The organism is Pedococcus sp. P1_H8 (assembly GCF_056405175.1).
Window position 1 is genome coordinate 1 of record NZ_JBFUCP010000019.1, and the last position, 17,316, is coordinate 17,316.

The following is a 17,316-nucleotide window of genomic DNA, read 5'->3' on the forward strand; positions in this document are numbered from 1 at the left end:
TGGGTCCGGGGGTGGGCCTGTCCGGCTGGCCAGCCACTGGTCGTAGGCGCCGGGGGTCAGGTCCCACCGGACCTGGCCGTCGACGAGTTCGCCGTGGTAGCCCTTGTTGTGCACGATCGTGTGGTGCCGCCCGCACAACAACGCGGCGTTCGCCAGGTCGGTGGCGCCGCCGTCGACCCAGTGCCGCAGATGATGTCCGTCGGCCCAGGACGCCGGCACGCTGCAGYCSGGGAACGTGCACCCGCCGTCACGCAGCCACAACGCCCGCAGCTGGGCGGAGGTGAACAACCGGAACCGGCGACCCAGGTCCAGGATCTGACCGTCCTTGCCCAACACCACCGGCACGACCCCGGCGTCGCACGCGATCCGCCGGGCGGTCTCCGGGGCCAGCAGCGTCCCCGCCTCCCCCGACCCGAACACGGTCGCCGCGTTCGCCCGGGCCACCAGGTCATCCAGCGACACGGTCACGAACAGCTCCGCCTTCGGCGTGGTCGCCACCCCGCCCGCGGAGGCGACCCCGCGCCGCAGCACCTCCAGCAGGGCGTCCATCCGCCGCTGCCCCGACGGCCGCCGGTCCGGCTCACCCTGCGCCGGTCGCGGCGCCGACAACCCCTGCACGGCCGCCTCGATCGTCGCCTTCGCCTCCGCATCGACCACCATGGAGTACTCGAACAACCCGGACCCGCCCGCGAACGGCTGCGACAGGGACCGCCGCTCACCCGCCCGGTCCTGCTCGGCCTGCARCTCACCCTGCGCGCCGTACCGGGCGACCAGCCGATCCCGCAGCCCCCGCACATCCTTCGGCTTGCCCCACGACGCCACCTCGACCAGCCCGTCCAGCACCGGACCATCCGCCCCCACCGCCAGCCGGGGCGCGAGCCGCTCGAACTCCTCCACCACCACCGCCGCCGTCACCAGCGGCACCCGCGCCTCACGCACCGCAGCCACCAGAGCGGCATACCGGTCGTCGCCGGCCGTCCCGGCCACCCGCACCACCCGCGCCGACCCACCCGCCCGCAACGACGGGCAATGGTCCACCAGCCACGCGTGCGCACCCGAGCGGCCCGACCCCGCCTCACCACGATCCACCGCCTCCCGCAGCACCTCCACCCGGGCCGCGTCGACCCGCGCACCCAGCTCGTCGAGCAGCCCCGCGAACCCACCCAGGTCGCCGCCACCCGCCGACCACAGCTCACCCTCGACCCCGGCCAGCGCAAGACACGCCTGCTCCACCGCCGTGCGGCGCTCCTCCAACGACATCCCCCCGGACATGAAACCAACCTAACAACCAGGTCTGACAGTCCAACGACCGCGAAAACCCGTTGCAGCGCAACCAGATACGGCGGCGCCAATACGGCACCGTTACGGCACGGGTTATCCACATCGGTGCAGACCAGACCACCAACCCAGGCCCGTGGTCACAGGGAACACAGAGGTCCAGCACAGCCCGTCATCGCCTCCGTGGCGAGTCGTCGGCGTCTGCCGGTCAGCCCAGTTCGCGGCGCAGCTCACCGAGGCGCTGGGCCAGGGCGGACGCCGCCTCCCCGCCGGAATCGCACACGTCGTAGACCAGGACGGTCAGCTGGTCCATGACCACCGCCGGACCGAGGTCCGGAACCGGGCCCACAGCGCCGGCAAGGTCGTCGAGCACCAGCCGCACCCGCGGCATACACGACAGCGCGTGGTCCAGCGGCAGCTGCTGCCACCGCCGGACCACGCGTTGAAGTTGCGCCGAAACCTCCTGCGGGACAGGTGATTTCGGGGACACGCTAGTTGCTGCGCAGACGCCCGAGCAGGCGCAGGATCTCGAGGTAGAGCCACACGATCGTGACGATGAGGCCGTGCGCCAGCAGCCACGAGTACTTCTCGGGAGCGCCAGCGGCAATCGCTCGGTCGATCGCGTCGAAATCGACCGCGAGCATCGCGGCGGCCAGCCCGATGGCGAACAGGGAGATGCCGATGCCCAGCGGGCCGGTGCCGCCGATCCCGAAGGGGTGGTTGCCGATCCAGGCGTAGGCGACGTTGATCAGGGAGAAGATCGTGTAGCCGATCGCGGCCATGATGACGATGCGGCGGAACTTCGCGGTGACCTTGATGAGCCCGGTCTTGTAGGCAAGCAGGGTGCCGGCGAAGACGGACAGGGTCGCGATGACCGCCTGGGCCACGATTCCCTTGAAGACGTCGGTCTGCTCGGGCGGGTCGAAGGCGAGGCTGTAGTAGTTGCTGATCGCGCCGACGAACAGACCCTCGACGACGGCATAGGTGACGATGAGCGGCACGCTGATCGTCTTCTTGAACGTGATGACCAGGCCGAGGACGAGCGTCACGGCGATGCCGCCCAGCAGCAGGCCGATGCCGTAGCGGGGAGTCAGCTGCCAGCCGACGACGGCCATCACGAGCACGATGGCGAACAGGCCGGTCGTCTTCATGACGACGTCGTCGATGGTCAGCCGCTTGGTCTGGACCGGGCCGGCGGCGGGCTGGTTGTAGAGGTCCTGGAGCTGCTGGCTGCTCATGCCGTCGGTGGTCGCCCTGCCGGCGCTGGCCTGCTGGACGGGTGCTCCACCGCGGCCGAACCCGGCGTAGCCCTGACGGGAGTCCTTCTCGATCCGGTCGAACACCGGGTTGCTGGCCATGCGTGTCTCCTTGGAGGCGTAGGGCGGCGCTGCGGTCGGCCGCTCACCCCAGAGTACGTGCGGAGCTGCCCCGGAAGTTCCCCATCCACAGGGTCGAGACCGGCGTTTGGTCCCATTTTCGCCATTTGGGTGACCTGTCCACCATTTGGGTGAGCTGCGATGACCCTTCTGAGGGACGTGGTGTGGCCGGAAGAGTGCAAATACTGGAACATCCCCCTTTGCGAGCAGGTGAGAGCCATGTCCTTCCACGACGACGAGCAAGCACCGTCCACCCCTGGCCGAGTCCTCCTCTTCGTCCTCGCCAGCATTCTCGCGTTGGTCCTGCCGCTGGTCGTGATGCGCCAGGTCCTGGGCCCCGACGACGCGACCAGCCCTGACCCGTCGGCACCCACCGCCGGGCCGGCTGCCCAGCTCGGAGCCCCCACGTCCGCCACCTCCTCCGCCTCAAGCCCCTCGTTGGCTCCGGCCACCAGGACACCGGCAGCCCTGTCGACCGGAGCCGTCGGGCTGGGTGAGGCCAGGGAGACGTGCCGACTGGCCAACCTGCGTCAGCAGGCTCCGCTGAGCGCGGCGGAGGTGTCCCTGGCCCAGTTCGACAAGCACATCGACGCCATGAACCTGCTGGTCGCGGGCAAGATCTCCCTCTCGGTGGCGACGACCTTCTGGGACGAGACCCGCGTCAAGGCCGCCCGGAACGCGAAGGCGTTCCGCGACGCCGACGAGGAGCTCGCGGCGAGCGCAGCCGTCTGCCCCGGGCTCGACCCGGCAGTGGCCGACGCGGCGCCCTACGGGGAGGTCGTCGCGATCAAGAGCTGCGCCAGCGCCATCAGGACTCGCAGCACGGCACTGGCCCGGGCGCGCACGGCCGTGTCCACCTGGGAGCACCACGTGCACGACATGGAGATGCTGCGCATGGGCCACCTCACCCCCGCCCAGGCGACCGCGGCATGGCAGAAGAACTGGAAGACCGGGGAGAAACAGCTCGGGGCCTATGAGAGGGCGGCGGCGCAGGCCACCAAGATCCCCTGTTCCCTCGACTGACAGGCCCTCGACTGACAGGCCTTGACGGGCGGGCGCTTCCGACGGTGCCCCCGACGGGGATCGAACCCGTACCTGTGGCGATTTTAAGTCGCCTGCCTCTGCCAGTTGGGCCACGGGGGCGGGCCAAGTATGCCGCGCGCGCGTCGCCGTCGTAGCACGCTTCAGTGTGCGACGCTTGGCCCCGACCAGAAGGGGGTGCCCGTGTTTCCGACGGTGGGGGATCTGCTCGGGTTCGAGCTCGACGTCGACACGCACTCGCTCTTCGTCGCGCTCGGGGTCCTCACGGCCATCGGCATCTTCGCGGTCGAGGCGCACCGGCGGGGCGCCACCGACGAGCGACTTCTCGTGGTGGTCACGGGCGGACTGGTCGGAGGTGCCGTGTTCATGCGGCTCGGCACCTGGCTGCAGCACCTCGACCTGCGTCAGAACGCCTCGCTCGCCGAGCAGTGGGCCTACGGCAACCGCAGCATCCTGGGCGGGCTGCTCGGCGCCTGGGCCGGCGTGCACCTCGCCAAGCGGCTGTGCGGCTACCGGCCCCGCACCGGTGACCTGTTCGCCCCCGCCGTGGCCCTCGGGATGGCCGTGGGGCGGGTCGGCTGCCTGCTCACCGAGCTGCCCGGCACCCCGACCGGCACGTCCTGGGGGATCACCCTCGACCAGGCCGCGGCCGCGCGCACGGGCGGGCCGGCCGGCATACCCCTGCACCCGTCCTTCGTCTACGAGATCGCCTTCCACCTCGCGGCGTTCGCGGCGATCTGGTGGTGGCTGCGCCACCGGCCCGTGCCGAGCGGTGAGCTGCTGGTCTGGTACCTCGCCGCCTACGGCGTCGCCCGCTTCCTGCTCGAGTACGTCCGCGGCAACGACGTCGCCTGGCTCGGACTGACCCGCCCGCAACTGTTCCTGGTGGTGACGGTGCCCCTGGTCCTGGCCCGCATCGTGGTGCAGGCGCGTCGTGGCGCCTTCCGGAGCCTGCGGCACGAGACAGTGGTCGCGTGAGCACCCGCACCGGTCCCGGTATGCCGTTGCGCGGCGACCGGATCCACCGTTACGTCAACGCGTTCTGCCCGCTGTGCCACGAGGAGCGGCCCGACCGGCCCCTCGCCGAGGTGGTCCGACTGTCGGGGTGGCTCGTGGAGCGGGACGGCCGGATCTGGCTCGAACGCGGCTGCGCCTCGCACGGCCTGGTGCGCACGCTGTACGACGAGTCGCCGCAGATCCTCACCTACCTCGAACAGTGGACCGCACCGACGAAGGTGCACACGCCCGATGTCGCGGGCAACTTCGCGCCGGTTCCCGCGGCCTATGCCTACGGGTTGCCCGAGATGCAGACCCAGCACACCTGCATCCTGCTCGAGGACCTGCTCGACCACTGCAACCTCAAGTGCCCGACCTGCTTCGCCGCCTCGGCGCCGGCCCTGGCCTCGGTCGTGCCGCTGGCCCAGGTGCTGGCCTCCATCGACGCGCGCCTGTCCCGCGAGAACGGTCGGATCGACGTCCTCATGCTCAGCGGCGGCGAACCCACGCTGTACCCCTGGCTGCCCGAGCTGCTCGACGCCGTCGCTGCCCGACCGATCGTGCGCGTGCTGGTCAACACCAACGGCCTGACCATCGCCAAGGACGACGCGATGCTCGACCTGCTGCGGCGCCATCGCGACCGGGTCGAGGTCTACCTGCAGTACGACGGCGAGTCGGCGCAGGCGTCCACGCACCACCGCGGCGCCGACATCCGCCGGTTCAAGGAGCAGGCGATCGACCGCCTTTCCGGCGCCGGGGTCTTCACCACCCTGACCATGACCGCGGCGCTCGGTGTGAATGACGACGAGATCGGGTTCGTGGTCAAGCGTGCCCTCGACACGCCGTACGTCGGCGGAGTGACGATCCAGCCGGTCTTCGGCTCGGGCCGCAGCACCGGCATCGACCCGCACGACCGGCTCACCCACACCGGCGTGCTGGCCCGACTGGACGGGCAGACGGCGGGCCAGGTCACCTGGCGCGACCTGACGGCGCTGCCCTGCTCGCACCCGCACTGCTGCTCGGTCGGCTACCTCCTGCGCGACGACTCGGGCACCTGGCGCTCGCTCGTCTCCCTCGTCGGACACGAACGCCTCAAGGAATGGCTCGACCTCGAGCCCGAGGTGCTCGCCAACCGGATCGCCGACGACGCGCTGCCCGCCTCCCTGCGATCGGCCGTGAAGCAGTCGCTGCTCGACCTGTTGTCCGAGCAGTCGTCGCTGTCGCACCCGTCGATGGCGAACATCTGGCGCGACGTCTGCAGCGGTTGCGACCTGGGCATCGGCACCCTCGCGACGCTGGCGGCGGGTCGGCTCCCCGGCCAGCGCGAGAAGCTCCGGGCGCTGCTCGGCGAGCGGGTGCTGCGGATCACGGTCAAGCCGTTCATGGACATGAACACGATGATCGAGGAGCGGCTCACCCAGTGCTGCGTCCACGTCGCGACGGTGAGTGACGAGGGCGGGCACCAGTGCGCGCCGTTCTGCGCAGTGCAGGCCTGGCGTCCCCTGTCGCAGCAACGGATCTCGACGGCGGTGGGACTGCCGATGGCCGCAGCGCCTTCGGCGGCAGCTGCTTCGGTGACGGCAGCGCCGTCGGTGACGCGAGGGGCTCCATCGTGACGAGCCAACCGGACCCGCGCCAGGTGGCGCCGCCCCACGCCGACCAGTCGGCCTCTGAGCCTGCGCCGCCCTACGACCCGTTGCGGCTGTGCGTCTTCGCGACGGTCGCGCTGCTCGGCTGGGTGCTGGGACCCGTGGCGCTGCTCGGCTTCGCGGTGCTGGCCATCGTCGGCTATGCGCGGGCCCGGCGCGACGGGCTGCTGCGCTCCAAGTGCAAGCTCGGCGACACCCGCCTTGTCCTGGCCTACCTGGTGCTGCTGGCCGTGGCCGCCTGCACCGGCATCTACCTGTGGATCGTGTGAGAGGGACCGGTCATGTCGCAGCAACCACCAGACAACCTGTACGGCCAGCCGCCTACGTCAAACCCGTACGGCCAGCCGCCTGCGCGCAGGCCCGGCGGCCAGCCCCCGGGCCTGCCGCCGGGGCAACCGCCCGTCCGCCCTCCGGGTGAGCCCTGGAAGCCACCGCGCCGCGGCCGGTCCAACGTCTTCAAGTTCTGGATGGGCGTGCTGCTGTGTCTGCCCGTGCTGTTCGTTGCCGTTGCACTGCAAGCGATCCCGCGCGCCGTCGGCGATGCCCTGTCGCTGCCCCCAGAGGTGGGTCAGTTCTCCACGCTCGGGCTCGACCTCGGGCTGTTCGCGGCCTTCATCGCCGGCCTGGTGGTGGAGAAGACCCGGTTCATCGTGCTGGGGGTTCTCGCTGGGATCGCGGTGCTGTTCGTGATCGCCGCCGGCGCCTGCGTTCTCTTGATCGTCGGCCTCTCGAACCCAAACTGACCAACACGAGACACCGCCGAGCACGATCACGTCAGCGGGTGTGCTGGTGTGCCACCGACCTCTGGGTGAGGCGCCGGGCGCCGCTTGCCTGGGCCTGGAAGAGCGCGCGGGTCAGCCCCGGGGCGTAGCGCAGCCCCCGCCAGGTCAGGTGGGCCATCGCCCCTACGGGGATGACTGCCTTGTTGGCCGCAAGCCCGTCCACGGCTCGGGTCGCCGTGAGCTCGGCGGTCAGGAACCTGGGCTGCAGCAGCCGGACCCGCGAGCGCACACTGCTGCCGCCATAGCTGGCTGGCGCCTCGTAGATGTCGTCGAGCATCGGGGTGTCGACGAAGCCGGGGCAGAGCACGCTGACCCGCACGCCCTGGCTCGCGGCCTCGGCGCGCAAGGCCGTCGACAGGCCGACGACCGCGTGCTTCGTCGTCGTGTAGGGCAGCATCGCCGGGGCGGGGACCAGCCCGGCCAGCGACGCGGTGTTGAGGATGTGCCCGCTCCCCTGCGCACGCATGACCTCGTATGCCGCCGCGACCCCGTTGATCACGCCGCGCAGGTTGACGTCGAGCGCCCTGGTCCAGTGCCGCTCATCGAGCTCCTCGAGGAGGCCGCCGATGGCGACTCCGGCGTTGTTGACCATCACGTCGAGCCGTCCGTGGTCGGCGACCACCTGCTGCACGAGGGCGCTGACGGCCGCCGCGTCGACGACGTCGAGCGTGACGGCGCGGGCCTGAACGCCGAGCTCGGTAGCGGTGCGGGCGGCTGCCTCGCCGTTGACATCAGCGAGCACCACGTGGCTACCCCTGGCGATCAGCTCGGCGGCGATGGCGCGCCCGATGCCGGAGGCCCCACCCGTGACGATGGAGACCTTCGGCTCGAAGGGTGGGCGCTCAAATGGCTTGTGCATCAACGGAATCCCTTGAAGGTGTAGAAGCTGACTGTGCGGACGCAGAGGGTGCGGAACTTGACGGTGTGGAGGGACTGGCGCCGACTGGAACGAAGTGCGACCCATCAACGGTGCGGGTGCGCCACCAGTAGCCGACTGTCGACCCCGGCCACAGGCTGGTGTTGTTGCCGAATCGGTCGAGGTACCAGCTGCGGCACCCTGTCGCCCAGACCGTGTGCCGCGACCGGGACAGCATCTCGCGGGTGAAGGCATCCTGCGCCTGCTGGGTCGTGACCCGGGCGCCACGACGGCCCTGCTCGATCGCCTCCAGGACGTAGCCGGTCGCGAACTCGATCATCGTCACGACGCTGTTGTGGCCCGACCCGGTGTTGGGCCCCAGCAGGAGGTAGAGCTCGGGGAAGCCGGCGACGGTGATGCCGAGGTGGGTGTGCATCCCGCCGCTCCACGCCTCGCGCAGCGTGCGCCCCTCCAACCCCCGGATCTCGATACGGTCCGTGCTGCCGCTCACGTCGAAGCCGGTGCCCAGGACGAGCACGTCCACCTCGTGACGGCCCTCGGCAGTGACCACGGCGCGCGGCTCGACGCGCGTGATGGCGTCGGTGACGAGGGTGACGTCGTTGCGGGCGAAGGTCGGCCAGTAGTCGTTGGACAGCAGGATCCGTTTGCAGCCGATCGTGTAGTCGGGGGTCAGCCGCGCCCGGGTCGCCGGGTCGGGCACGGCCCGGGCGAGCTCGCGCAGGGCCAGGCGCTGGACGAGCCGGGCCAGGCCAGGCAGTCGCACGAACATCGGTGCCCGCGCCTCCAACGTCCAGTAGGTGCGCCAGCGCACCAGTCGCTGCACCGCCGGCCAGCGGGCGAACAGCCGCTGGCGCCGCGGGCTCCACTCCTGGTCGTGCTTGGTCATCGTCCAGGCGGCCGTGCGCTGGAAGACGATGGTGTGCGCGGCACGCGGCGCCACCTCGGGGATCAGCTGCACGGCGCTCGCACCTGTGCCGACGACCGCCACCCGCTTGCCATCGAGCTCGGACTCCTCCGGCCACTGCGCCGTGTGCATGACCTCGCCCTCGAAAGCATCCAGCCCCTCGATGTCGGGCAGCTTGGGCTCGTGCAGCGCACCGACCCCGAGGACCAGGGCGTCACAGGTCCACTGCCGTCCGTCGGCAGCGGTGAGCGTCCACCGTCCCGCGCCAGCGTCGAACTCGGCCGCCCGCAGGTCAGCACCGAACTCGATCCGGTCGCGGACGGCATACCGGTCGGCCATGTCGCGTAGGTAACCCCAGATCTCCGGCGCGGTCGCGAAATCCCTTGACCACGAGGGGAACTGGGCGAACGAGAAGGAGTAGAGCCGCGAGGGCACGTCGCAGGCACACCCGGGGTAGCGGTTGTCGCGCCAGGTGCCGCCGACCTCGTCCGCCCTCTCGAGGACGACGAAGTCGTGGTCGGAGCGCTGAGCCAGCCGGATCGCGATCCCGAGCCCGGAGAAGCCGGTCCCGACGATGGCCACGCGGTGGTGTGGGGTCACCATCGCGCCAAGTTACCATCAGTAACTTTCACCGCTGTCGGGGTAGAGTTCCCGCGTGATGAAGACCTCGGCCGCCCCCCGGGCCCCGCGCGTGCGGATGCCCCGCGCCCAGCGTGAGGAGCAGATCCTTCGGGTCGCCGAGGAGGTCTTCGCCGAGCGCGGTTTCCAGGCCACCACCATGGAGGACATCGCCGAGCGCGTCGGGGTCACCAAGCCGCTGATCTACGAGTACTTCGGCTCCAAGGAGGGCCTGCTCTCGGCGTGCATCACCCACGCGAGGACCCAGCTCCGCATCGCGACCGAGGCCGCATGGCTTGGGGTCGGCGCCGACGCACCGCTCGAGGTGGTGTTCCGCGCGGGAGTCGCCGCGTTCTTCGCCTTCATCGACGAGCACGCCAACGCCTTCGTGCTCATCCAGCAGGAGGGCGCCGTCGCCACCCAGGCCAGCCCGCTGATCGAGAGCATCCGCGAACAGCAGTCGGCCGCCACCATGGCCACCTTCCGCGCGGCGCCCGCCCTGGCGGGCGTGCCGGACCAGCTGCTCGAGGGCTACGTCGAGGTGATCATCGGCGCCTGCGAGCGAGTTGCCGTGTGGCGCACCCGCCGCCCCGAGGTGTCCGCGCAGGACGCCACTGAGATCGTCGTGTCGACCGTGTGGGGTGGCCTCTCCGACTTGTTGCCGGCAGGTGGTCACGAGGTGCCCCACAACCGCCGTCGGTGACCACCAGCGCGCAACACGTCGGCTGATCACTGCGCGACGGACAGGGCGATCCCGTCGAGGATGTCGTGCTCGGAGGTGATGACCCGATCCACGCCGAGGCCCGCCAACCTGCGCACCACCTCGTGCCAGATCAGTGCCCCCGCACCGATGACGTCGACCCGGCCGGGGTGCATGAAGCCCAGCGCCGCCCGCTCCGCGCGGGTCATGTGCAGGAGCGACTCGCAGGCCGCGAGGACCTCCCCGGACGTCAGCTCGCTCAGGTGGATCCGCTCCGGGTCGTAGGTCTCGAGCCCCAGCGCGTGGGCCGTGATGGTGGTGACGGTCCCGGCCAGCCCGACCAGCGCGCCCACCCCGCCGAACTCCACCCGCTCGGCTGCGAGGTCGATGGCCGCGTTGATGTCGCGGACGGCCGCCGCGATCTCGGCGTGCACGGGTGGGTCCGAGCGCAGGTGGCGCTCGGTCATCCGGACGCACCCGATGTCGACCGAGCGGGCCGCCTCGACGGCGTCCTCACCGCGGACGAACTCGGTCGAGCCACCACCGAGGTCGACCACCAGATAGGGACCGGGTATGCCGTGTGCCCTCAGCTCGCCCGTCGCTCCCCTGAACGACAGGGCGGCTTCCTCGTCGCCTGAGATGACCGCGGGGGCGATTCCGTAGTGGGAGAACGCTTGACGGACGCCAGCCACGAACTCGTCGGCGTTGGACGCGTCCCGGGACGCGGAGGTCGCCACGAAGCGGACCCGCGCCGCGCCCAGCTCGCGGCACTGCGCGGCATACTCGCCGGCCATCGCGAGGGTGCGCTCCATGGCGACGGGGTCGATGCGCCCGGTGCGGTCCACGCCGTAACCCAGGCGCACCACCTCCATCCGGCGCAGGACGTCGACGAGGGAACCGGTCTCGGGGTCGACGTCGGCGACGAGCAGCCTGATCGAGTTCGTGCCGCAGTCGATCGCCCCGACGCGGGTCACCACACTCACGTTCCGTCCGCGGCGAGCGCCGCGCGGACTGCCGCGAGCTGCTCGTCGGGCACGCACGAACCAGCCGCCCACCAGTCGTCGAGCATCGCGAGGGCTTCGTCGCCGAGGGGGTTCACGCCGGTCCCGACGGCGAGGGAGTGCGCGATGAGGACGTGCAGGCACTTGACCCTGGTCGGCATACCGCCCGCCGAGATGCCTTCGATCTCGGCGACCTGTCCGAGCTCGGAGCGCCGCGCGAGGTAGTCGTCGTGGGCAGCGGCGTACGCAGCCGCCAGGTCGGCGTCCTCCGCGAGTCGGTCACTCATCTCCTTCATCACCCCGACGGACTCGAGGGTGGAGATGGCTCCGGTCAGCTTGGGACAGGTGGCATAGAAGGTCGTCGGGAACGGCGTGCCGTCGGGCAGGCGCGGCTCTGTCTTGAGGACGTCGGGTGCGTCGCAGGGACAACGGTGCGCGACTGCGGCGACGCCTCGAGGGACCCTGCCGAGCTGGGCCTGCACCGCGTCCAGGTCGGCCTGGGTCGGCTGGTCGCTCACTTGGCCGAGCTGGTCGAGCTGGTCGAGCTGGTCGAGCCGGTGGTGCCTGTCGAGCCGGGGGTCGCTGCGCCCGACGTGGCTCCGGGCTTGTCGGTGCCGGGCTTGTCGGTGCCGGTCGCAGCCGGCCCGGCGTCGGCGACCTGGACGGACTCCCACAGCTGGCCGTACCACGGGTGGTCGCTCGAGGCGGCCGACGCCTTCGCAACCCCCGGCAGCGCCTTGGTCGAGGGCTTGCCGTCGATCACCGTGTAGGACTTCTCGCCGACCTTGACGAACTTGAGCCGCTCGCGCGCCTGCTGCATGACGTAGGCGTCGTCGTTCCAGCGGGCCTGTTCCTTCTGCAGGTCGCTGACTCCCGCGCGCTGCTCGGTCACCTGTCCGCGCAGGGCGTCGATCTCGCCCTGCTGCCGCAGGTAGGAGCGCAGCGTCGGGACGAGGGTGACGGCGAGGAGCACGAAGATCGACGCGAGCACGACCACCCGCAGGACGCCCCGCGAGCTGCGTCGCTCGGGAGACACCGGGGCACCTGCCACCTTGCGCGCCGCCCCCGAGGCGGTGGCCCGTGACCGGCCCGGTCCGGCTCCAGGGCGCGCCGACGAGGACCGTGGCGCGCCCTGGCGGCCGGGACGGGGCGCCCCGGTGCGCGCCGGGGCAGCCCGACGGACGGGCTTGTCCTGCCCGCCGGCGCCGTGTCCCGAGTCAGCCATCGTGAGTTCCCTTGGTGTCCCTGCCTGGAGTCCTTGCCCGGTGTCCCTGCGCGCCGGCCGTCAGGCCGGAGGCGCGAACCTCGGAAAGGCGCCGGCACCGGCATACACCGCGGCGTCGTCGAGCTCTTCCTCGATGCGCAGCAGCTGGTTGTACTTCGCGACGCGCTCGGACCGTGCCGGAGCACCGGTCTTGATCTGGCCACAGTTCGTCGCGACCGCGAGGTCGGCGATGGTGACGTCCTCGGTCTCGCCGGAGCGGTGGCTCATCATGCAGCGGTAGCCGTTGCGGTGGGCCAGGTCGACGGCGTCGAGGGTCTCGGTCAGCGAGCCGATCTGGTTGACCTTGACCAGCAGCGCGTTGGCCGTCCCGGACTCGATGCCACGCTGCAGGCGCACCGGGTTGGTCACGAACAGGTCGTCGCCGACGAGCTGGACGCGGTCGCCGAGGCGGTCGGTCATGGCCTTCCAGCCGTCCCAGTCGTCCTCGTCGAGCGGGTCCTCGATGGACACCAGCGGGTAGGAGTCGACCAGGCCGGCGTAGTAGTCGACCATCTCGGCCGAAGACTTGGGGGCACCCTCGAACTGGTAGGTGCCGTCCTCGTTGTGGAACTCGCTCGCGGCGACGTCGAGGGCCAGGGCGATCTGGGTGCCGGCCTGGTAGCCGGCCTTCTCGATCGCCTCGAGGATGAGGTCGAGAGCCGCCCGGTTGGAGTCGAGGTTGGGGGCGAAGCCACCCTCGTCGCCGAGACCGGTCGCCAGGCCGCGCTCCTTGAGCACACCCTTGAGCGAGTGGTAGACCTCAGCACCCCAGCGCAGCGCCTCACGGAACGACTCGGCGCCGATCGGGGCGATCATGAACTCTTGGACGTCGACGTTGGAGTCGGCGTGGCTGCCACCGTTGAGGATGTTCATCATCGGGACGGGCAGCACGTGCGCGTTGGGGCCACCGAGGTAGCGGAACAGCGGGAGGCCGGCCGACTCGGCGGCGGCCTTCGCCACGGCGAGCGAGACCCCGAGGATGGCGTTGGCGCCGAGCTTGGCCTTGTTGTCGGTGCCGTCGAGGCCGAGCATGACGCCGTCGATGATCCGCTGCTCGCTGGCTTCGTAGCCGACGAGCTTGGGGTTGATGTCGTCGAGGACGGCATCCACGGCCTTCTGGACACCCTTGCCGAGGTAGCGGTTCTTGTCGCCGTCACGGCGCTCGACCGCCTCGAAGGCGCCGGTGGAGGCGCCCGAGGGAACAGCGGCCCGGGCGATGGTGCCGTCGTCGAGGGCCACCTCGACCTCGACCGTGGGGTTGCCACGGGAGTCGAGGATCTCGCGGGCGCCTACTGCGTCAATCGTGGCCACAGACTTCTCCATCGTGGTGCCGGATGAGTACCCGTTGAGGCTACCCGCCCCCGGGTCACCCATCGACGACCGACCCGCAGGCTGGACGGTCTGCCGGGTGGTCACCACCCGGCATACCTCACCTTTATCGGGTTGAGGGACTTTGTTGCGCTTCACCCGACAACGCAAGTCGGGTGAAGCGCTGGCACCACCCGACAGCTCGACGATGCGGCCGAGGAGGAAGGGCGTGATGTCCTTGCCGTGGATGCCGCGCTCGGAGCACTCGGCCAGGGCCTGGTCGATGAGGCCGCTGATCTGCGCGGCCGGGATCTCGTCCTCCGCGGGGACCGGGTTGGTCACCGCGATGCCCCCGGCGAGTCCGAGCGACCACTTGGCCTGCATCATCGCCGCGAGGTCCTGCGCCGAGTCGACCCGCATCGGGGCGGCGTGGCCGCTCTCGCGGGAGTAGAAGGAAGGGAACTCGTCGGAGCCGACGACGACGACCGGCACCCCGAGCGTCTCGAGCGACTCGAGCGTCAGGCCGATGTCGAGGATCGACTTCACGCCCGCGCTGACCACGGCGACGTCGGTCTGGCCGAGCTCGGTGAGGTCGGCGGAGATGTCAAAGTTCGTCGCGGCTCCGCGGTGCACCCCGCCGAGGCCGCCGGTCACGAAGACCCGGATGCCCGCGAGGGCGGCCAGCCGCATGGTGCTGGCGACCGTGGTGGCGCCGTGCGACTTGCGCGCCATGACATAGGGGAGGTCCCGGAGACTGACCTTGGCGACATCGGGGTGGGTGGCGAGGGTCTCGAGCTCGTCGCGCGTCAGGCCGATGCGCGGTATGCCGTCGAGGACGGCGATCGTGGCCGGCACGGCGCCGCCGTCACGGATGATCTGCTCGACCTCGAGGGCCATCTCCACGTTGCGGGGGTAGGGCATGCCGTGGCTGATGATCGTGCTCTCGAGTGCGACGACGGGTCGGCCGTTCGCGAGCGCCTCGGCCACCTCGGTGGTGAGCTGGAGCGAGGGGTGGGGGGCGTTCATCGGTTCTCCTTGGACTTGCGGCGCAGCGCCTTTCTGAGCTCTGCGTCGATGAGGCGGGCGGTGAGGTCGGGTCGGACGGTCTCGGGGCTGGCAACGGTGAGCGCGGCTGCCATCTGCCCGAATCGGGCCGCGTCGGCTGGCGCGTCTCCGCGCATCAGGGCGTGCACGAAGGCCGCGGTCATGGAGTCGCCCGCGCCAGTGACGTCGACGGGCTTGACCGGCGGGGCGGGGAGGGTGACCACTGTCGCGCGTCCGGTGTCACCGAGGCTGCTGAGCAGGCTGCCGCGGACGCCGCGGCGCACCCAGACGTTGCTGACGCCGACGTCGTGCAGCCGTCGGGCCGCGCGCGTGATGTCGGCGCGGGTCTGCGGCACGGTCTCGCCCACGATGGCGGACAGCTCGTCGAGGTTGGGTGTGAGGGCCAACAGGGGGCGTTGGGGTGAGAGCAGGTGGGCCAGCGGCCGAGCCTTGGCCACGCTGACGGGGTCCATCACCACCGGCACCTTTACCGCCGCGGCGAAGTCGAGCAGCCAGGCGGCCGGCGCCTCGGGGATGTTGCCGTCCAGCACCAGCAGGTCGGCGTGGCTCAGCAGGTCTCGGGAGCGCATCAGCTGACGGACGGTCAACCGGTCGGTGGCCCTCATGTTGGACACCGCGACCACCAGCTCGCCGGAGGCGTCGAGCACGGCGAGGTAGCTGCCGGTGGGGTCGTCCGAGGCGATCATGTGGTCGACGACCACGCCGGCGGCACGCGTGGCCGCGACGATCTCGTCGCCGAAGGCGTCGTGGCCGACCGGGGCCACGAGGTGCGTCGGGCTGCCGAGTCGGGCGAGGTTCTCCGCGATGTTGCGCCCCACGCCACCGGGGGTGCTGATGGCCGCGCCGGGGTTGGAGGTGCGCAGCTCGATGGCGTGGCTGGAATGGGCCTTGATGTCCATGTTGGCGCCCCCCACCACGACCACGGAGTGCGCCTCCGGCCGGACGACGTAGCCGCGTCCGAGGATGGCGCCCTTGCGGGTGAGGTTGGACAGGTGCACGGAGACGGCTGCCTTCGTCGAGCCCGTGCGGTCAGCGATGGCAGCCGCATCCAGGAGGGGCTCGGCCCGGAGCAGGTCGACGATGTCCCGCTCGCGCTCGGTGAGAGTCATACTTGGAATGTTAAAGCATGCTTGGTTCTCCAAGCAAATGACCATCTCTCACCTGCCGGCAAACGAGCAGGCTGCCCGACACGCGCGTGGCCTCAGGTACGCGGACCGACATGCAGGTGGCCCGACCCCTTCAAGGATGCCGGGCCACCTGGACCTTTCGTGCGGATCACGCCGGGTGGGCCAGGTGACCGTGACTGCGGCGCGAGAACGCGGCCGCACCCGCACCGGCCAGGGCGAGACCGGCCAGCAGGCCTGCACCCAGCTGCACGTATTCGACGGTGCCGCCGTCTGCTCCTGGGGTCGGCCCGGAGGTGGTGTCCACGATGGTTCCCCCCTCGTAGCAGGAGGCCGAGCAGTACTGCTCTGTCGGATCGCCGTTGCCGGGGACCTCACGGGCGAGGGCCGGACCGGCCAGCGAAAGGGTGATGAGTCCGGTGGCGCCGAGGATGGAGGCCGACCGGCGAATGCTGGTGGTGAGCGACATGGTCCTGATCCTTTGCTTGAGCTGGTGCTTCGTGCCGGACGGGTTGTCCACGACCGTTGTCGCACCCACCGGTACCGGGGCGGCGCCGCCCAGGTATCAGCCAGGTATCAGGACCGTTGACGGGGTACCAGCGGAGGGTCACATTCAAGGAGTGCGCATCGCGGTGCTCGGCCCCCTCGAGGTCGACGAAGGACGGATCCTGCTGGCCCCCCGGGACCAGGTGGTCCTCGAGGCCCTGGCCGCCCGCCCCGGTGAGACCGTGCGGGCCGAAGCCCTTGCGGAGGCCCTCTGGGGCGAACACCTCCCTCCCTCGTGGCCCAAGGTGGTCCAGGGGTGCATCTCCCGCCTGCGCAAGGCGCTCGGGTCCACGGCGATCGCGACGGCTGGCGCCGGCTACCGGCTCGTCCTGCACCGCGACGACTACGACCACCTCTGCTTCGAGGACTTGTTGCGCCGGGCCGGCGAACTGCTCGCGACAGGCGAACCGGAGCGCGCGCGGTACGCCAGCGGACAGGCGCTCGGCCTGTGGCGTGGGGACCCGCTGGAGCGGCTCACCGAGTGGGAGTCGGGCCGGATCGAGTCGCAGCGGCTCGACGAACGCCGACGCGACGCCGAGGACCTCTATGCCGAGTCCACCATCCGGTCCGGGCGCCATTCAGACGTTCTGGGTGAGCTGCACCGGATGGTCGCCCAACAGCCCACGCGCGAAAGGCGATGGGGGCTGCTGGCCCTGGCGCAGTACCAGGCCGGCCGTCAGGCCGAGGCTCTGGCAACCCTCCAGCGGGCCCGCGCCACTCTCGTCAACGAGTTCGGTCTCGACCCGGGACCACAGCTCGCCGAGCTCGAGAAGGCGATCCTGCGCCA

18 protein-coding genes, 1 tRNA gene and 1 pseudogene are annotated in these 17,316 nt (G+C 70.8%); 7 read left to right on the forward strand and 13 right to left on the reverse strand.

What is annotated here, in order from left to right:
• The 3 genes from AC1DYG_RS18410 to AC1DYG_RS18420 all read right to left on the reverse strand — a co-directional run.
• Positions 1–1,272: HNH endonuclease signature motif containing protein (locus AC1DYG_RS18410; protein WP_477641318.1), on the reverse strand; the 1,272-nt coding region annotated here is incomplete at its 3' end.
• A gap of 214 nt (positions 1,273–1,486) precedes the next feature.
• Positions 1,487–1,717, reverse strand: a complete 231-nt coding sequence (locus AC1DYG_RS18415; protein ID WP_477641319.1) for a hypothetical protein — start codon at positions 1,715–1,717, stop codon at positions 1,487–1,489.
• A 52-nt stretch (positions 1,718–1,769) separates the two neighbouring features.
• Positions 1,770–2,636 (reverse strand): Bax inhibitor-1/YccA family protein, encoded by an 867-nt coding sequence (locus AC1DYG_RS18420; protein ID WP_477641320.1) that lies wholly within the window; start codon positions 2,634–2,636, stop codon positions 1,770–1,772.
• 237 nt (positions 2,637–2,873) lie between these two features.
• Between AC1DYG_RS18420 and AC1DYG_RS18425 the strand changes: the two genes are divergently transcribed.
• The gene (locus AC1DYG_RS18425) at positions 2,874–3,677 is read left to right on the forward strand and encodes a hypothetical protein (protein WP_477641321.1); all 804 of its coding nucleotides are present in this window, start codon (positions 2,874–2,876) and stop codon (positions 3,675–3,677) included.
• 45 nt (positions 3,678–3,722) lie between these two features.
• Here AC1DYG_RS18425 and AC1DYG_RS18430 read toward each other — a convergent pair.
• Positions 3,723–3,797: transfer RNA gene (locus tag AC1DYG_RS18430), tRNA-Leu, on the reverse strand.
• Positions 3,798–3,878: 81 nt separating this feature from the next.
• On the opposite strand from AC1DYG_RS18430, the gene AC1DYG_RS18435 reads away from it, so the two are divergent.
• From AC1DYG_RS18435 to AC1DYG_RS18450, 4 genes are all read left to right on the forward strand, one after another.
• Positions 3,879–4,673 carry a prolipoprotein diacylglyceryl transferase gene (locus AC1DYG_RS18435; protein ID WP_477641322.1) on the forward strand — a complete coding sequence of 265 codons (795 nt, stop codon included), beginning with the start codon at positions 3,879–3,881 and terminating at the stop codon, positions 4,671–4,673.
• Positions 4,670–6,307 (forward strand): radical SAM protein, encoded by a 1,638-nt coding sequence (locus AC1DYG_RS18440; protein WP_477641323.1) that lies wholly within the window; start codon positions 4,670–4,672, stop codon positions 6,305–6,307. The genes AC1DYG_RS18435 and AC1DYG_RS18440 overlap by 4 nt, the downstream gene beginning before the upstream one ends.
• Positions 6,304–6,609: a hypothetical protein gene (locus AC1DYG_RS18445; protein ID WP_477641324.1), complete on the forward strand. Its 306-nt coding sequence runs from the start codon at positions 6,304–6,306 to the stop codon at positions 6,607–6,609. The genes AC1DYG_RS18440 and AC1DYG_RS18445 overlap by 4 nt, the downstream gene beginning before the upstream one ends.
• 198 nt (positions 6,610–6,807) lie before the next feature.
• Positions 6,808–7,083, forward strand: a complete 276-nt coding sequence (locus AC1DYG_RS18450) for a hypothetical protein (protein WP_477641325.1) — start codon at positions 6,808–6,810, stop codon at positions 7,081–7,083.
• A gap of 31 nt (positions 7,084–7,114) precedes the next feature.
• Here AC1DYG_RS18450 and AC1DYG_RS18455 read toward each other — a convergent pair whose 3' ends face one another.
• Together AC1DYG_RS18455 and AC1DYG_RS18460 are read right to left on the reverse strand one after the other, a co-directional pair.
• Positions 7,115–7,981 carry an SDR family oxidoreductase gene (locus tag AC1DYG_RS18455; protein WP_477641326.1) on the reverse strand — a complete coding sequence of 289 codons (867 nt, stop codon included), beginning with the start codon at positions 7,979–7,981 and terminating at the stop codon, positions 7,115–7,117.
• The gene (locus AC1DYG_RS18460) at positions 7,965–9,506 is read right to left on the reverse strand and encodes a flavin-containing monooxygenase (protein ID WP_477641327.1); all 1,542 of its coding nucleotides are present in this window, start codon (positions 9,504–9,506) and stop codon (positions 7,965–7,967) included. The genes AC1DYG_RS18455 and AC1DYG_RS18460 overlap by 17 nt, the downstream gene beginning before the upstream one ends.
• A gap of 55 nt (positions 9,507–9,561) precedes the next feature.
• Between AC1DYG_RS18460 and AC1DYG_RS18465 the strand changes: the two genes are divergently transcribed.
• Positions 9,562–10,224: a TetR/AcrR family transcriptional regulator gene (locus tag AC1DYG_RS18465; RefSeq protein WP_477641334.1), complete on the forward strand. Its 663-nt coding sequence runs from the start codon at positions 9,562–9,564 to the stop codon at positions 10,222–10,224.
• A 26-nt stretch (positions 10,225–10,250) separates the two neighbouring features.
• On the opposite strand, the gene AC1DYG_RS18470 is transcribed toward AC1DYG_RS18465, so the two are convergent.
• The 7 genes and pseudogenes from AC1DYG_RS18470 to AC1DYG_RS18500 form a co-directional block, all read right to left on the reverse strand.
• Positions 10,251–11,195, reverse strand: a complete 945-nt coding sequence (locus AC1DYG_RS18470) for a Ppx/GppA phosphatase family protein (RefSeq protein WP_477641328.1) — start codon at positions 11,193–11,195, stop codon at positions 10,251–10,253.
• A 5-nt stretch (positions 11,196–11,200) separates the two neighbouring features.
• A complete protein-coding gene (locus tag AC1DYG_RS18475; protein WP_477641329.1) occupies positions 11,201–11,740 on the reverse strand; it encodes a DUF501 domain-containing protein in 540 nt (179 codons plus the stop codon).
• Complete coding sequence (locus AC1DYG_RS18480; protein ID WP_477641330.1) at positions 11,737–12,447, reverse strand: FtsB family cell division protein; 711 nt, start codon at positions 12,445–12,447, stop codon at positions 11,737–11,739. The genes AC1DYG_RS18475 and AC1DYG_RS18480 overlap by 4 nt, the downstream gene beginning before the upstream one ends.
• Positions 12,448–12,507: 60 nt before the next feature.
• The gene (eno, locus tag AC1DYG_RS18485) at positions 12,508–13,797 is read right to left on the reverse strand and encodes a phosphopyruvate hydratase (protein ID WP_477641335.1); all 1,290 of its coding nucleotides are present in this window, start codon (positions 13,795–13,797) and stop codon (positions 12,508–12,510) included.
• Positions 13,798–13,983: 186 nt separating this feature from the next.
• Positions 13,984–14,820 (reverse strand): annotated as a pseudogene (locus AC1DYG_RS18490) (pseudouridine-5'-phosphate glycosidase); the annotation flags it as partial.
• Positions 14,817–15,968 (reverse strand): PfkB family carbohydrate kinase, encoded by a 1,152-nt coding sequence (locus tag AC1DYG_RS18495; protein WP_477641331.1) that lies wholly within the window; start codon positions 15,966–15,968, stop codon positions 14,817–14,819. The gene AC1DYG_RS18495 and the pseudogene AC1DYG_RS18490, both read right to left, overlap by 4 nt.
• A 166-nt stretch (positions 15,969–16,134) precedes the next feature.
• Positions 16,135–16,452 carry a hypothetical protein gene (locus tag AC1DYG_RS18500; protein WP_477641332.1) on the reverse strand — a complete coding sequence of 106 codons (318 nt, stop codon included), beginning with the start codon at positions 16,450–16,452 and terminating at the stop codon, positions 16,135–16,137.
• Positions 16,453–16,603: 151 nt separating this feature from the next.
• Between AC1DYG_RS18500 and AC1DYG_RS18505 the strand changes: the two genes are divergently transcribed.
• Positions 16,604–17,316: AfsR/SARP family transcriptional regulator (locus AC1DYG_RS18505; RefSeq protein ID WP_477641333.1), on the forward strand; the 713-nt coding region annotated here is incomplete at its 3' end.

What these genes read in the sequence shown, in the direction of transcription:
- AC1DYG_RS18420 (WP_477641320.1), bottom strand. Translation starts at nt 2,636, where the DNA reads ATGGCCAGCAACCCGGTGTTCGACCGGATCGAGAAGGACTCCCGTCAG.
- AC1DYG_RS18460 (WP_477641327.1), bottom strand. Translation starts at nt 9,506, where the DNA reads ATGGTGACCCCACACCACCGCGTGGCCATCGTCGGGACCGGCTTCTCC.
- AC1DYG_RS18450 (WP_477641325.1), top strand. Translation starts at nt 6,808, where the DNA reads ATGGGCGTGCTGCTGTGTCTGCCCGTGCTGTTCGTTGCCGTTGCACTG.
- AC1DYG_RS18465 (WP_477641334.1), top strand. Translation starts at nt 9,562, where the DNA reads ATGAAGACCTCGGCCGCCCCCCGGGCCCCGCGCGTGCGGATGCCCCGC.
- AC1DYG_RS18455 (WP_477641326.1), bottom strand. Translation starts at nt 7,981, where the DNA reads ATGCACAAGCCATTTGAGCGCCCACCCTTCGAGCCGAAGGTCTCCATC.
- AC1DYG_RS18425 (WP_477641321.1), top strand. Translation starts at nt 2,874, where the DNA reads ATGTCCTTCCACGACGACGAGCAAGCACCGTCCACCCCTGGCCGAGTC.
- AC1DYG_RS18495 (WP_477641331.1), bottom strand. Translation starts at nt 15,968, where the DNA reads ATGACTCTCACCGAGCGCGAGCGGGACATCGTCGACCTGCTCCGGGCC.
- AC1DYG_RS18480 (WP_477641330.1), bottom strand. Translation starts at nt 12,447, where the DNA reads ATGGCTGACTCGGGACACGGCGCCGGCGGGCAGGACAAGCCCGTCCGT.
- AC1DYG_RS18500 (WP_477641332.1), bottom strand. Translation starts at nt 16,452, where the DNA reads ATGTCGCTCACCACCAGCATTCGCCGGTCGGCCTCCATCCTCGGCGCC.